General features: G+C 64.1%; 12 protein-coding genes and 1 tRNA gene. 4 read left to right on the top strand and 9 right to left on the bottom strand.

Translation table 11 applies throughout. The features are described from left to right. The first annotated feature begins 23 nt into the window (after nt 1-23). On the top strand, nt 24-746 hold the full coding sequence (locus ACFPWW_RS24215) for a copper homeostasis protein CutC (RefSeq protein WP_113500335.1): 723 nt from the start codon (nt 24-26) through the stop codon (nt 744-746). Here ACFPWW_RS24215 and ACFPWW_RS24210 read toward each other — a convergent pair. From ACFPWW_RS24210 to ACFPWW_RS24180, 7 genes are all read right to left on the bottom strand, one after another. Further along, nucleotides 743-1,762 (bottom strand): zinc-binding alcohol dehydrogenase family protein, encoded by a 1,020-nt coding sequence (locus ACFPWW_RS24210; protein ID WP_377313517.1) that lies wholly within the window; start codon nt 1,760-1,762, stop codon nt 743-745. The two genes, ACFPWW_RS24215 and ACFPWW_RS24210, sit on opposite strands and share 4 nt — an antisense overlap. A gap of 65 nt (nt 1,763-1,827) precedes the next feature. Beyond that, nucleotides 1,828-2,802 carry an ABC transporter permease gene (locus ACFPWW_RS24205; protein WP_112565549.1) on the bottom strand — a complete coding sequence of 325 codons (975 nt, stop codon included), beginning with the start codon at nt 2,800-2,802 and terminating at the stop codon, nt 1,828-1,830. A 27-nt stretch (nt 2,803-2,829) separates the two neighbouring features. Beyond that, nucleotides 2,830-4,383, bottom strand: coding sequence for a sugar ABC transporter ATP-binding protein (locus tag ACFPWW_RS24200; RefSeq protein ID WP_112565552.1), 1,554 nt, complete (start codon nt 4,381-4,383; stop codon nt 2,830-2,832). Nucleotides 4,384-4,488: 105 nt separating this feature from the next. Then, a complete protein-coding gene (locus ACFPWW_RS24195; RefSeq protein WP_112565554.1) occupies nt 4,489-5,478 on the bottom strand; it encodes an ABC transporter substrate-binding protein in 990 nt (329 codons plus the stop codon). Nucleotides 5,479-5,690: 212 nt separating this feature from the next. Further along, nucleotides 5,691-6,137, bottom strand: a complete 447-nt coding sequence (locus ACFPWW_RS24190) for an RbsD/FucU family protein (protein ID WP_112565556.1) — start codon at nt 6,135-6,137, stop codon at nt 5,691-5,693. A gap of 9 nt (nt 6,138-6,146) precedes the next feature. After that, nucleotides 6,147-7,166, bottom strand: coding sequence for an aldo/keto reductase (locus ACFPWW_RS24185; protein WP_377313839.1), 1,020 nt, complete (start codon nt 7,164-7,166; stop codon nt 6,147-6,149). A gap of 40 nt (nt 7,167-7,206) precedes the next feature. Continuing rightward, the gene (locus ACFPWW_RS24180; protein ID WP_112565562.1) at nt 7,207-8,709 is read right to left on the bottom strand and encodes a UxaA family hydrolase; all 1,503 of its coding nucleotides are present in this window, start codon (nt 8,707-8,709) and stop codon (nt 7,207-7,209) included. A gap of 250 nt (nt 8,710-8,959) precedes the next feature. Between ACFPWW_RS24180 and ACFPWW_RS24175 the strand changes: the two genes are divergently transcribed. Continuing rightward, a complete protein-coding gene (locus tag ACFPWW_RS24175; RefSeq protein WP_112565565.1) occupies nt 8,960-9,859 on the top strand; it encodes a GntR family transcriptional regulator in 900 nt (299 codons plus the stop codon). Between the two features lie 243 nt (nt 9,860-10,102). Here the strand turns inward: ACFPWW_RS24175 and ACFPWW_RS24170 are convergent, their stop codons facing one another. Further along, on the bottom strand, nt 10,103-11,596 hold the full coding sequence (locus ACFPWW_RS24170) for an MDR family MFS transporter (RefSeq protein ID WP_377313514.1): 1,494 nt from the start codon (nt 11,594-11,596) through the stop codon (nt 10,103-10,105). A gap of 340 nt (nt 11,597-11,936) precedes the next feature. On the opposite strand from ACFPWW_RS24170, the gene ACFPWW_RS24165 reads away from it, so the two are divergent. Together ACFPWW_RS24165 and ACFPWW_RS24160 are read left to right on the top strand one after the other, a co-directional pair. After that, entirely contained in the window at nt 11,937-12,779 is an 843-nt protein-coding gene (locus ACFPWW_RS24165; RefSeq protein WP_377313512.1) for a glycosyl transferase, read from the top strand. Between the two features lie 74 nt (nt 12,780-12,853). Then, nucleotides 12,854-13,357: a hypothetical protein gene (locus tag ACFPWW_RS24160; RefSeq protein WP_377313510.1), complete on the top strand. Its 504-nt coding sequence runs from the start codon at nt 12,854-12,856 to the stop codon at nt 13,355-13,357. 408 nt (nt 13,358-13,765) lie between these two features. Here ACFPWW_RS24160 and ACFPWW_RS24155 read toward each other — a convergent pair. Then, nucleotides 13,766-13,841 (bottom strand) — tRNA-Thr (locus ACFPWW_RS24155). Nucleotides 13,842-13,989 lie beyond the last annotated feature (148 nt).

Here is a 13,989-nt window from a genome sequence, read left to right as displayed (position 1 = left end):
GGAGAAACGGGAAGGATTCGGACATGACGGTTTTGCTGGAAGTATGCGTCGACAGCGCCCAGGGCCTTGCGGCGGCAATCGAGGGCGGTGCCGGCCGTATCGAGCTTTGCTCGGCGCTGGAGCTTGGCGGGCTGACCCCGCTGCCCGGCCTGATGCGGATCGCGGCTGCAGCGCCGATCCCCGTCTATGCGATGATCCGCCCCCATGCCGGCCCCTTCATCTTCGACGCGACGGACGAGAAGGCGATGCTGGCCGATATCGATGCGGTGCGCGCGGCCGGTCTCGCCGGCGTCGTCATCGGCGCCAACCGGCCGGATGGTGCGCTCGACATGCCGCTGATGCGGCGTCTCAAGGCCCATGCCGCCGGCCTTGGCTCGACCCTGCACCGCGCCTTCGATCTGGTGCCGGACCCGGATGCCGCGCTGGAACAGGCGGTCGAACTCGGCTGCGAGCGCATCCTGACCTCCGGCTGCGTGCCGAAGGCGATCGACGGGCTGGAAACGCTGAAGCGCATCTCCGCCAAGGCCGCCGGCCGCATCTCCATCATGCCCGGCAGCGGCGTGCGCCCCGCCAATGCCGCCGAAATCCTGCGCGCAACAGGCGCGCGCGAGATCCACGGCTCCTGCAGTTCGCCCGTCGCCAGCGCCGACCCGCGCGCCGTCGCCTTCGGCTTCGACGTGCCGACTGCGAACCGCACCGATGTCGCGGTCGTCAGGCAGATGCGGGCGGCAATTGACAAGCTTTAGCCGGCAACCCTGATCACGGCCTTGATGAGGCCGCTCTTCTCATGCGCCCAGCGGGCGAGATCGCGCGGCGCGTCGGCAAGCGTGGTGCGATGGGTAATCAGCTGATCGACCGGCACGAGGCCCCTGGCGATCGAATCCGCCACATGCTCGAAATCGGCCCGCGTCGCGTTGCGGCTGCCGATCACCATCATTTCGCGCTTGTGGAATTCCGGATCGGAAAAGCGGATATCGTCCTTCACGACGCTGACCAGCACCAGCGCGCCGCCATGGGCGACGTAGAGAAAGGCCTTTTCCATCGAGGGGCCGTAGCCGGTCGCGTCGAAGACGGCATCGAAACCGTCGCCGTCCGTCTTCGCCTTCACCGCCTCCGCAGTGCCCTCGCTGGCGATGATGCCGGAGGTGAAGCCGAAGCGCGCCGAGGCCATTTCCAGCCGCTCCGCGCTGGTGTCGAGCAGCGTCACCTCATGGCCGGCAATGCGCGAGAAGATGGCAGCACCGAGCCCGATCGGGCCTGCGCCGATCACGAGCGAGCGTGACCCGGCAGGCGCCATCGAGCGGCGCACGGCATGCGCCCCGATCGCCAGGAACTCCACGGTCGCTGCGGCTTCGAGGCTGAGGCCCCTGGCGGCATAGAGATTGCCGGCCGGCACCGCGATTTCCTCGCAGAAGGCGCCGTCCGTATGCACGCCGAGAACCTTGATATTGGTGCAGCAATTGGCCTTGCCCTGCCGGCAGGCCACACAGGTGCCGCAGGAAAGGTAGGGATTGACGATGACGGGCGTGCCGGCAGCCAGCGCCACGCCCTCGCCGGCCTCCAGCACGGTCGCCGAGATCTCGTGGCCCATGACGCGCGGATATTCGAGGAAAGGATGCTTGCCCTCGAAGATATGGTAGTCCGTGCCGCAGATGCCGACATGGCTGACGGCAAGCCGCACCCAGCCGGGCGCCGGTTTTTCGGGGGAGGGGCGCTCGACGAGATCGAGGACGCCGGGTTGGCGGCAAAGCACTGCTTTCATGATGGGTCTCGCATGGCTGAAATGAAGAAAGCCGGCCTCGGGCCGGCTTCGTTGTCGCGTCTGCCTCAGCCCGTCCGGCGCCGGCGCAGCTGGTCGAAATAGACGATCACGATGATCAGCAGGCCGGTGATGATGCGCTGCCAGAAGGAATTGACGTTCATCAGGTTGGCGCCGTTGTTGATGGTCGCCAGGATGAAGGCGCCGATCAGCGGCCCGTGCACGGAGCCGACCGCGCCGAAGAGCGAGGTGCCGCCGATGACCGAAGAGGCGATCGCCTGCAGCTCCCAGCCGTCGGCCTGTGTGGCGTTGCCGATGGCGATACGCGAGGCGAGCAGCACGCCGACGAAGGCCGCAAACGAGGCCGACAGGATATAGGCGAGATAGATCATGCCCTTGACGTTGACGCCGGAAAGGCGCGCCGCCTCCGCATTCGAGCCGACCGCGAAGAGATAGCGGCCCCAGCGGCTCAGATGCAGGAAGACGAAGGAGGGGATCGCCACCAGGATGACCATCCAGAACAGGCTGGGAATGCCGAGAAAATCGGCGCGGGCGAAATTGCTGAAGCTCTCGTCGGTGATGCTGATCGTCGAGCCGTTGGTAATCAGGAGGCCGATGCCGCGCAGCGAGGTCAGCGTCGCCAGCGTGATGATGAAGGGCGGCAGGCCCATATGCACGATGCCGAAGCCGTGGAAGGCGCCGATCGCGACGCCGATGGCAAGCGTCAGCGCGATCGCCGCCCAGAGCGGCACGCCCGCCTGCAACAGCCAGGCGATGATGACGGTGCAGAAGCCGACGATGGCGCCGACCGAAAGGTCGATGCCGGCGGTGATGATCACGAAGGTCTGGCCGAGCGCCAGGATCGCCGTCATCGCCCCCTGGCGCAGCAGGTTGGAAATGTTGAGCGGCGTCCAGAAGCTGGCCGTCGACAGGCCGAGCAGGACCCAGAGGAAGACCAGCAGGCCGATCAGCGTCAGGCCGAACAGGATGTTCATTTTCCGGCGCGGCGGCGGCGCGACGATTTCGGTGGGGGTGACAGTCATGAGTTTTCTCCCTCTTATTCTTCTGGCTCAGACGCCGATCGCTTCGCTGAGCACTTCTTCATGCGTCGCCGCGTGGAAATCGTGGCTTGCGACCAGCCTGCCGCCACGGAAGACATGCAGCCGGTCGGCCAGTTCGTAGACCTCCGGCAGGTAGGAGGAGATGAGGATGATGCCTGCCCCCTCCTTCAGAAGCTTGGCGAAGAGCCGGTAGATTTCCGCCTTGGTGCCGACGTCGACGCCGACGGTCGGCTCGTCGAAGATGAAAAGCCGCGCCCCGTGGGAGAGCCACTTGCCGATGACGATCTTCTGCTGGTTGCCGCCCGACATGCTGGAGGCGGCAACGCGCCGGCTCGGCGTCTTGATGCTGAGATCGCGGATCTGCTTGTCGGCATTGCCCGATTCGCGCGTGTGGTTGATGACCGGGCCGTGGCTCAGCCGGCCGAACACCGGCAGGTTGATGTTGAGGCCGATCGGCAGGTTGAGGCAGAGCCCCTGGTCGCGCCGGCTTTCGGGCGCCAGCGCAATGCCGAGTTCCATCGCGGTGCGTTCGTTCCTGATGTCGACGCGCTTGCCCATCCAGTGGATTTCGCCCGCACTTGTCGGCTGGCGCCCGTAAAGCCCGAGCGCGAATTCGCTGCGCCCGGCGCCGATCAGCCCGTAGAGCCCGACGATCTGCCCTGCCTTGACGGTGAGCGACACGTCCTCGAAGCCGGGGCCGGAAAGGCCGCGCACGTCGAGGATCGTCTCGCCGGGCGCAATCTCTTCCTTGTGGTAGATCTGCTCGATCGAGCGGTTGATCATCAGCGCGATCAGTTCGGCCTCGTTGGTCTCGCCGATCAGCCGCGTGCCGACATGCGTGCCGTCGCGCAGGACCGAGACGCGGTCGGCCAGCTCGAACACTTCTTCCATGCGGTGGCTGATATAGACGATGGTGACGCCTTCGCCCTGCAGGCGGCGGATCAGCTTGAAGAGCTGCGCCGATTCCTGGCGCGTCAGATAGGCCGTCGGCTCGTCGAAGATCAGGAATTGCGTGCCGCGCATGGCCGCGCGCGCGGTGGCCACAAGCTGCTGCTGGCCGATCGTCAGCGAACTCAGGAGCGCGCCGGCCGGCAGGCCGAAGCCGAGATCGTCGAGCACGGCCTGCGCCATCTTCTCCATCTGCTTGCGGCGCATCAGCCCGTAGCGGTTGACCTCGTCGCCGAGGAAGAGGTTGGCGGCAACCGTCAGGTGCCGGCAGAGCACGACCTCCTGGTGTACGGCGTTGATGCCGCGGGCGATCGCCTCGTTCGGCGTCGACAGGCCCACCGGATGGCCGCACCACAGGACCTCGCCGGCCGTGCGGGTGATGACGCCGGTGAGCAATTTGATAAGGGTGGATTTGCCGGCGCCGTTTTCGCCGACGATGGCGTGGATTTCGCCGGCAAGGAAGGTCATCGTCGCCGGTTTCAGCGCCTGCACGTGACCGTAGTTCTTCTGCAGGCCTTTCAGTTCGAGGATGGGCGATCCGGCCGCAATTCGATTGGCTTCTTTCAGCGTGGCGCTGTCATCGTGGCGATGACTGACCTCTTCCAGTCCGACCATGGACCTCTCCTCCTCTTGTCACGTCCGTTCCATCCCCGGCAAACCATACCATCGGATGGAAAAGGCCGCGCCGGTTTTTGCAGCCGGCGCGGCCCGTCTGTCGCCTTACTTGATCTTCGGGTTCAGAAGCGCGTCGATCTTCGGATCGGCCATGTTCGCCTTGGTGACGAGGTTGGCGCCGGTATCGACGTTTTCGGCCACCTTCTCGCCCTTGGAGACGGCAAGCGCGGTCTTCACGCCGTCATAACCCATGCGGTAGGGGTCCTGGACGACGAGGCCGGCAATGGCGCCGTCCTTGAGGAAGCCGACGGTCTTGTCGTCGCTGTCGAAGCCGATGACCTTGATCTTGTCGCCGAGCTTGTTTTCGGCGATCGCCTGGCCCACGCCCTGCGCCATGATGAGGTTGGAGGCGAAGACGCCGACGAGGTTCGGGTTGGCCGTGATCAGGTCGGTCATCATGTTGAGGCCGGTCGTGGCCTGGCCGTCGCCATACTTGTCGGCGATGACCTTCAGGCCCGGATGCTTGGTCTTGATCTGGTCAAGGAAGCCTTCGCGGCGCTGTTCCAGCGAGCCGACGCCCGGCAGGTTGGTGAGAAGCACGACGTCGCCTTCTTCCTTGCCCGTCATCTCCTTGATGGCGGCGGCAAGGCCGTCAGCGGCGATGCGCCCGCCCTGGACGTTGTCGGTCGTCAGGAACGACTTGAACGACTTGGAATCGGCAGCCGAGTCGATGCCGATGATCGGAACGGACTTGGCGGCCTCGTCGATCGGCTTGCCGAGCGCCTTAAACTCGGTCGGCGAGATGACGATGGCGGCAGGCTTGCCGGCAACGGCGTTCTCGAGAATGCTGATCTGGCCGTTGATGTCGGATTCGGCCTGCGCGCCGAGTTCCGGCACGTTGACGCCGAGATCCTTGCCGGCCTTGCGCGCGCCGGCCAGAACGATCTGCCAGTAGAAGGACGTCGTGTCCTTGACGATGATCGGGATCGTCACGTCGGCGGCAAAGGACGCGGCCGGCATCGCCGTCGCGATGACGGCAGCGCCTGCAAGCGCCGTAAAGGCACGGCGCGACAGAAGGGATTTCACGATGCTCATAAAGGTTCTCCTCTCAGGGTGCGTTCTCCTCCAATGAAACCGGACCGCTGAACGCAGGCGGACGATTTTTATCGATAAAAAACATTTGCGTTGAGAAGCTAGCCGAGGCGCAAACAAATTGCAAGTGCGCTGATTTCGCCTTCGCGGCCTGCTGAATTTCTTCCCAAGTAATTGTTTTTATTTCAAATATATAAAGACCTGAAATAAGGTCCTCAGTCGAACTGCACCTCGTGCGGATGCACGACGCCCTTCTTCAAAATCAGGTTGCCGTACAGCCGGAACTCCGTCGTCGCGACGATATAGGCGGCCTTGCGGGCCATCTCGTAAAAGGCGAACCGTTCGACGGAGGCGATGGAAAAATCGCCGGCGCGGCGGGTGACGATCGCCTGGAATTCGGCGCAGACCTCCGGCACCGCCTTCGGGTCGCCCACCACTTCCATGCGCCATGCCGATTGCGGCACGAACGTATCGAGCGGCATGTGGGTGAGGATCGCCTCGGCCATGGCGGTGGCGCTCACGCCATCGGCGCGGATGACGTCAGGCCCCATGCTGCTTGCCGGGAAATTGGCGTCGGCAATGACGATATCGTCGCCGTGCCCCATGCTTTTGAGCGCATGGAGCAGGTCGGGGCCGAGAAGCGGGTGAATACCTTTCAGCATGGCGGTTCCTCAGACGCGGACGGCTTCTTCGCCGAGCGGGGCGGCGGTGAGCGTGTAGGGTTCGAATTCGGGATAGAGGCCGGCCGGCAGCTGCGGCTCGAAATTCTCCATGTTGCGCGCAAGGCTGGCGGGCTTCGCCGTGCCGATCAGCACCGAGGAGACGACCGGGTCGCGCAGCGGAAACTGCAGGGCAGGGGCGGCAAGCGGCAGGCCGTGGCGCCTGGCCACCTCTTCCATCGCGCCCACTTTGGCAAGCACGTCCTCGCTCGCCGGCATATAGTCGAAATGCGAGCCCGGCACCGGCCCGGTTGCCAGGATGCCGGAATTGAACACGCCGCCGACGACGAGCGAGGTGCCCTTTTGCCGGCAGAGCGGAATGAGTTCGGCAGCGGCCGAGCGGTCGAGCAGCGTATAGCGGCCGGCAAGCAGGATCGTGTCGATATCGGCGTTGCGCATCACGTCCAGGCAGACCGGAACCTCGTTGACGCCAAGGCCGAAAGCCTTGATCGCGCCCGAGGATTTCAGCTGTTCCAGCGCCTTGACGCCGCTGTCGAGGAAGTTCTTCAGATGCACGGCGTTTTTGGCCGCGCCATGCGTATAGGCGCCGATATCGTGCACGAAGAGGATATCGATGCGGTTCAGCCCGAGACGCGCATAGGAAAAATCGACCGAGCGCATGATGCCGTCATAGGAATAGTCGTAATCGGCATCGAAGGAGAGCGGCTCGACATAGCTGTAATCGGGAACCGTGCCCGTCGGCACCGGGCGCAGCAGGCGGCCGACCTTGGTGGAGAGCACATAGTCGTTCTCCGGCTTGTCGCGCAGGAAATCGCCGACCCGCCGTTCGCCGAGCCCGAGCCCGTACCAGGGCGCCACGTCGAAATAGCGGATGCCGTGGCTCCAGGCCGCCTCCAGCGTTTCCATCGCCTGCTCGCGCGGGCAGGCGCGGTAAAGGCCGCCAAGCGCTGCGGCGCCGAAGCTGATTTCGGTCACTTCGAGCGCCGTCTTGCCGATCCTCCTCGTCTTCATCATTCCTCCTCGTGAAGACCTGAAATCCGTTCAATATTATCTAGAGCGTGGCGCCGAGATGCCACGGCACAAATTCGTTATCGCCATAGCCGAAAATTTCACTTTTCGTTTTCTTGCCGGAGGCGGTGTCGACGATCAGGTCGAAGATCTCGCGGCCCTTGGCGCTGATCGTCGCGTCGCCGGTGACGATCGTGCCGCAATCGATATCCATGTCCTCTTCCATCGAGGCATAGAGGGCCGAATTGCTGGCGAGCTTCAGCGACGGCGCCGGGCGACAGCCGAAGCAGGAGCCGCGGCCGGTGGTGAAGGCGATCATGTTCGCCCCGCCGGCAACCTGGCCGGTGGCCGAGACCGGGTCGTAGCCGGGCGTATCCATGAAGACGAGGCCGGGGGCGGTGACGCGCTCGGCATAACCGTAGACCGCCGTCAGCGGCGAGCGGCCGCCCTTGGCAACGGCGCCGAGCGACTTTTCGAGAATGGTCGTCAGCCCCCCGCGCTTGTTGCCCGGCGACGGGTTGTTGTCGAGCGAGGCGCCGTGCAGGGCGACGTAATCCTCCCACCAGGCGATCTTCTCGTCGAGCTTCCTGGCGACCTCTTCGCTGACGGCGCGGCTGCGCAGCAGGTGTTCGGCGCCGTAGATCTCGGAGGTTTCCGAAAGGATCGCCGTGCCGCCGGCAGCGGCCAGCAGGTCGGCCGCCACACCGAGCGCCGGATTGGCGGTAATGCCCGAAAAACCGTCCGAGCCGCCGCATTGCAACCCGATGATGATCTCGCTGATCGACATCGGCACGCGCTTTTCCCGGCCGACATCGGCGGCGATCTCGCGCAGCACGCCCATGGCGCGCTCGACCGCCCGGCGCGAACCGCCGGCGTCCTGGATGTTGAAATGCCGCTTGGAGGCGCCGGCCCCGCTCTGGCCGTACAGCGTCAGCTGGTTGACCTCGCAGCCGAGCCCGATCATCAGCACGCCGCCGAAATTCACATGCCGGGTGTAACCGGCAAGGGTCCGGTGCAGCACGTTCATGCCGTCGCCGGTCGAGCTCATGCCGCAGCCCTGGTCGTGCACGATCGGCACGAAACCGTCGATCCCGTCATAATGCGGCAGGATGGTGCGGTTGGCCTCGTCGGCAATCGCCCGGCAGACCGTGGTGGAACAGTTCACGCTGGCGATGATGCCGATATAGTTGCGCGTGGCTGCCCGCCCGTCGGCGCGGCGATAGCCCATGAAGGTGCGCGCCTTGTCTGCCGCGCTCGCCTCTTCCGGGGCGGAATTGGCCGATGCCGCCAGACGGTCGTTTTCGAAATGCAGGTTGTGGCTGTGAACATGGTCGCCGGCCTTCACGTCGGCCGTCGTGCGGCCGATCGCCTGGCCGTATTTGACGACCGGCGTGCCGAGCGGGATATCGGTAATGGCGACCTTGTGGCCGGCGTCGATCTTCTGCCGCACCGTCACGCCGGCAACGGGCGATCCCTCGGCGATCGGGGCCGTCGCGACCGCGACATTGTCTCCGGCCGACAGGATAATCCAGTTCTGTCTGTCCAATCTCTTCTCCCATGGCAACGCCGGCCGCATCGGTGCCCGTTGCCTCGACAAATGCGCATTGATTTTGTTTTTTATCTACAATAAACATTTTCAAGTCAACGGGAATATTGATCCTGTGGACGAGGGAGGCAAACAGCCGCAGGCGAGCGAAAATAAGATAAAACTCGCTTGAAGAGGCTTCTGGTCCGGCTATGCCCGTTCCTGTGGCGGGTATCATCGCCGTGTCGCTCGGGCGGAAAGCGGGGGTCTGATGGCAAGGCAGAATACGGTCTTCAAGGAAGCCTATAACCGGTATGCGGCGGCATTGCGCATGGATACCGCGCTGCCCTCCGAGCCGGAGATCGCCGCCCAGCTCGGCGTCAGCCGCAGCACGGCGCGCGCCATCCTCACCCGCCTCAGCGACGAGGGCATCATCCGCTGGAACAAGCGCCAGAAGATCGTCCTCCGCCAGCCGACCGACCGCGATCTCTTCCCCTCCGAAGAAACCGACAGCCTGCACGACATCATCGAGCGCAGCTTCATGCAGCGCATCCTCTCCGACGAAGCCGCCCCCGGCATGCAGATCAACGAGCTGGAGCTCGCCCGCGAGATCGGCACCGGCACGACCAGCGTGCGCGAATTCCTCATCCGCTTCTCCCGCTTCGGCCTGATCGAAAAACGCCCGAACAGCCATTGGACGCTGAAGGGCTTTACCCGCGAATTCGCGCTGGAACTGGCCGACGTGCGCGAAATGTTCGAACTGCACTCGGCCGCCGAATTCGGCAAGCTGCCGGCCGACCATCAGGCCTGGGCCGATCTGGCGGCCATCAGGGAGGAGCATGTCTCGGTGCTCTCGGACATCAACAACCGCTTCAAGGAATTCTCCGCCCTCGACGAGCGCTTCCACCTTCTGATCCACCGCGCCTCGAAGAACCGCTTCATCGCCGATTTCTACGACGCCATCGCCATCATCTTCCACTATCACTACCAGTGGAACAAGGCGGCCGCCCGCGAACGCAACGAGCGCGCCATCCACGAACATCTCGATTATATCGCCGCCCTCGAAGCCCGCGACCAGGCAAGGATCGAGGCCGCCTGCCGCATCCACCTCCGCTCGGCCCGCCAGACCCTGCTGCAGTCGATCCCGCAGAGTGCCGCCGAAAGCGCCTGAGCGCAGACGTCGGCTTCAAAAAAAGATGATCGCGAAGGGTGTGCCGTGCGGCCCCCTCATCCGGCCCTGCGGGCCACCTTCTCCCCGCTGGGTAGAAGGGGGAGCCCGCTGCACGGTTTGCAACGGGATGAGACGCTTCGATCGGGCGGGACGTTGCCGCCCCCCTTCGCCCCATCGGGGAGAAGGTGCCCGAAGGGCGGATGAGGGGGCCACACCGCACCACGCCAACCGATCAGCCTGTCTCTAATGCGACGCCGCCTCGCTCGCAGCGCCCCCCGTACCGCCAGCCTTCACGCCGCGCCCGACCGGAATGAGCCAGGTCGTCGCAAAGGTCAGCACCGCCACCACCACGACGCCCCAGAAACTCCAGTGCAGCGCCGCGTCGAAAATACCGCGCACCGCCGGATCGCCGGCAAGCTCCGAAAGCCCGGTCGGCTCGTTCAGCACCCTGTGCAGCCCGTCGGCCGCCTCACCCGTCGCGTAATGGTCGATCCCGGCATTGAGGACGGCGCCGAGCACGGTGGCGCCCAGCGTATTGCCGAGGCTGCGGGCAAAGATGATCGAGGCCGTGGCACTGCCGCGCATCGACCATTCCACGCTGTCCTGCACCAGCGCGATGCTGGTGAGGTTGATGAGCCCCATGCCGAAACCCATGAAGAAGGAGCCGGCGCCGGCAACGGCCGGGTGGCTCTCCGGCGTCAGGAACAGCAGGAAGAAGGCGCCGAAGGGAAACAGGAAACTGCCGACCCGCAGCGTGTTCCGGATGCCGAAGGCCTTGAAGAACCGGCTCGACAGCATCACCGACAGCGGCCAGCCGACCACCAGCATGGTGAGCGTGAAACCGGCAACGACAGGCGAGCGGCCGAGCACGCCCTGCACATAGATCGGCAGGATGGTCGAAAGGCCGATCAGCGCCATGCCGGCCAGCAGCATGCAGGCATTGCTGGTGGCGACAAGCCGCCGGCTCCACAGCGCGATGGAAATGATCGGCTCCGGCGTGCGCCTTTCCTGCAGCACGAAGAGGATGCCGATGACGACGAAGACGGCTGCCAGCGAGAGGAGAACCCAGGCCGGCGCGTCCGTCTCCGTCAGGATCGTCAGGAGCGCCACGATGGAAACCGAAAACAGGATGGCGCCGAGATAGTCGATCTTCGCTTGCCTGTGCGCCACGTCCTCCTTGAGGAAGATCAGGAAGGCGATGATCGAGAAGATGCCGATCGGCAGGTTGATCCAGAAGATCCAGGCCCAGGAGATCGTATCGACGATGATGCCGCCGGCAAGCGGCCCGACGACGGCCGACGTCGCCCAGACGGTCGCCATCACGCCCTGCACCTTGCCGCGCTCCTCCAGCTTGAAGAGGTCGCCGATGATCGTCATCGTCACCGGCTGGATCGCGCCGGCGCCGAGCCCCTGCATGAGCCGGAAGACGATGAGCGAGGCCATCGACCAGGCAAGCCCGCAGAAGAGCGAGCCGGCAAGGAAGACGAGGATGCCGCCGATCAGCACCGGCTTGCGGCCGAAAATATCCGAAAGCTTGCCGTAGATGACGGTCGTCGTCGACTGCGCCAGCAGGAAGGCGGAAAACACCCAGCTGTAATAGGTGAATCCGCCGAGCTGGCCGACGATGCGCGGCATGGCGGTCGCCACGATGGTCGCCTCGATCGCCACCATGAAGGTCGCGAGCATGATCGTGGCGACGACGAGCGTGCGGTTGGAGTGCTGGGCGGTGGCGGACATGGCGGACCTTTCGGAGCTTTCTCCGTGACGGGAAAACTGCTCTCGGTGGCGGGGCAGGTGCAACGTGTGATACCGGCAGTCTTTTATGCTCCTGCCGGTAGCAGGTAAAGCGCAAGTGATGCGCTTTTCTTCGGCCGCAGCGGTTTATACTGCTTCCGGCCCCGGCAAATTTCCAATACAAAGCAGTCTGCAATGGACGTTGCGGCGGGCTCAGCCGCAGCGAGGAGACCCGGCAGGCTGGGCCGCTCCGCTATCTGGATGGCGTTTGCGCCGGTTGCCCCAGTCAGGGTCCGATACATGCCCGCGAAGCCTTCGGCTCCGGGCACGGAAACGACAGGATATGATGACGGATGTTCTGGCTGCGAGCGGCGGCGTCAAACAGGTAATTTGCATCAACTGGGGCACGCGATACGGGCCGATCTTCATCAATCGGCTCTATGCGATGGTGGCGCGCAACATCACGCCGCCCTTCACCTTCACCTGTTTCACCGATTGCCGGGACAATCTGCACCCCGCCATCCTGTGCGAGGACCTGCCGCCGCTGGATGTGGAAATGCCGGTCAATTCGCGCGGCATCTGGCCGAAGGCCAGGCTCTGGGGGGAAAAGCTCGGCAGCCTCGCCGGCCCCGTCCTCTATCTCGACCTCGATCTCGTCATCGTCGCCTCCCTCGACGGTTTCTTCCGGATCGGCGGGCCTGACGATGTCGTCATGGCCCGTAACCAGACGACGCCCTTCGAAAGGCTCGGCCAGAGCTCGCTCTTCCGTTTCCCGGTCGGCAAGCTTCTGCCGCTGCAGGAAAAGTTCCGGGCCGATCCGCAGAAAGTGGCCGACGAATACGAATACGAGCAGCGTTTCGTCACCCGCAACGCGCCGGGCGGGGTAAAGTTCTTCCCGCGAAACTGGGTCCTGCATTTCCGCCAGGACTGTCACTGGCCCTTTCCGCTGAACTATTTCCTGACGCCGCGCCTGCCGGCCGGCGCCCGCGTCGTGCTCTTCCCGCGCGGCTTCCACCCGCAGAACGCCATCGACGGCAAGTTCGGCCCGCGCGGCCGCGGCGAAACGCGGCTCAAACATATCAGCGGCGTCTTCGACGCTACCCGACGCGACGGCAAGCAGCCCTTCCGCTACCTGCGCCACTATATATTGCCCACCCCCTGGGTGGCCGATCACTGGCGCGAATAGGAAAGCGGCAGGCGCGGCGGAACAATTTCCCGCCTCGCAAGTTTTCCGCTTCAGGAAAACCCCAGGGTGCTCCCATGCGTCTTCCTTTGTTTGCAGCATTGCTCTCCTTCACGGGCCTTGCCGCCGGCGCCAATGCGTCCGACGCCGAGTTCCTCAATTCGCTGGCGGGCGACTGGAGCGGCAGCGGCATGATCCTGACCAGGATCGGCGGCATGAAGGTCAACGTCTCCTGCAGCCTGAAATCCGACGCGAGCCCGACGACGGTCGCCATGAACGGCAATTGCCGCGCGCTTGCCGCCATCACCAGAAGCTTTTCGGCAAAGGTGAAGGCCGCCGGCCAGGGCTATACCGGCAACTATACCGGCCCCTCCGGCCGCCCCTCCAAACTCGTCGGCAGCCGCAAGGGCGATGCCCTCAACTTCGCCGTCACCTGGGCGCACGTGACCAATGGCGACCGCAGCGCCAGCATGATGATCGAAAAGGTCGGCCAGAACGGCCTGCGCCTGCAGACGGTCGACCGCGACCCCGCATCCGGCCGCGCGGTGGTCACAAGCCGCATCGACCTGCAGCGGCAGTGAGGGCGGGCGGCGAAGGCGCTTACGTTTGCTTACGTTTGCTTACGCAAACTTCGTAAGCGGGATCGGCAAACAATTTCAATATCTTGTCGGAGCGCTTACGGACTTACGAAGAATATTGCAAAACTTGGCTGGATGAACGCCCCCCATAATAAGAGTCGGGAATAGCTCCAATTTCGTAAGTTCGTAAGCGCAACTGCCAAGATGCTGAATTCATTGAGATAAGTCGCTTACGAAGTTTGAGAAAAACGCACTCCGCTTACAAACTTTGCCAGGCGCACCCCGGCCCGGATGGATCTGGCCGGACGCCGCGCTCTCCATCAATGCCGGGTAATGCTCGGCAGAGCGACGTTTGCAAAGGCTGGCTTGGTGATGAACTGCGCCTGAAAACAAATCAAGGAGAAGGGAAAATGGTGCCGCTTACGTGACTCGAACACGTGACCCCATCATTACGAATGATGTGCTCTACCGACTGAGCTAAAGCGGCAATCCGGCGGGAGAAGCTTGTCGCCCGCGATTTGCATGGGGCTGATACAGGCATTGCCGGAAGATTTCAAGCGCCCTCTTATGGCTTTGGCAAAAAAGCTGAAGCCTGTGGAAAGAGCATGTCGCGCAAAAGTGTGCAGCGGTTTTGC

This window comes from Rhizobium sp. GCM10022189 (genome assembly GCF_042656325.1).
In the GTDB taxonomy this organism is placed as follows: Bacteria; Pseudomonadota; Alphaproteobacteria; order Rhizobiales; family Rhizobiaceae; genus Rhizobium.
Note: the sequence above shows the minus strand (reverse complement) of the source record. Positions and strands in the feature narration are given on the sequence as shown.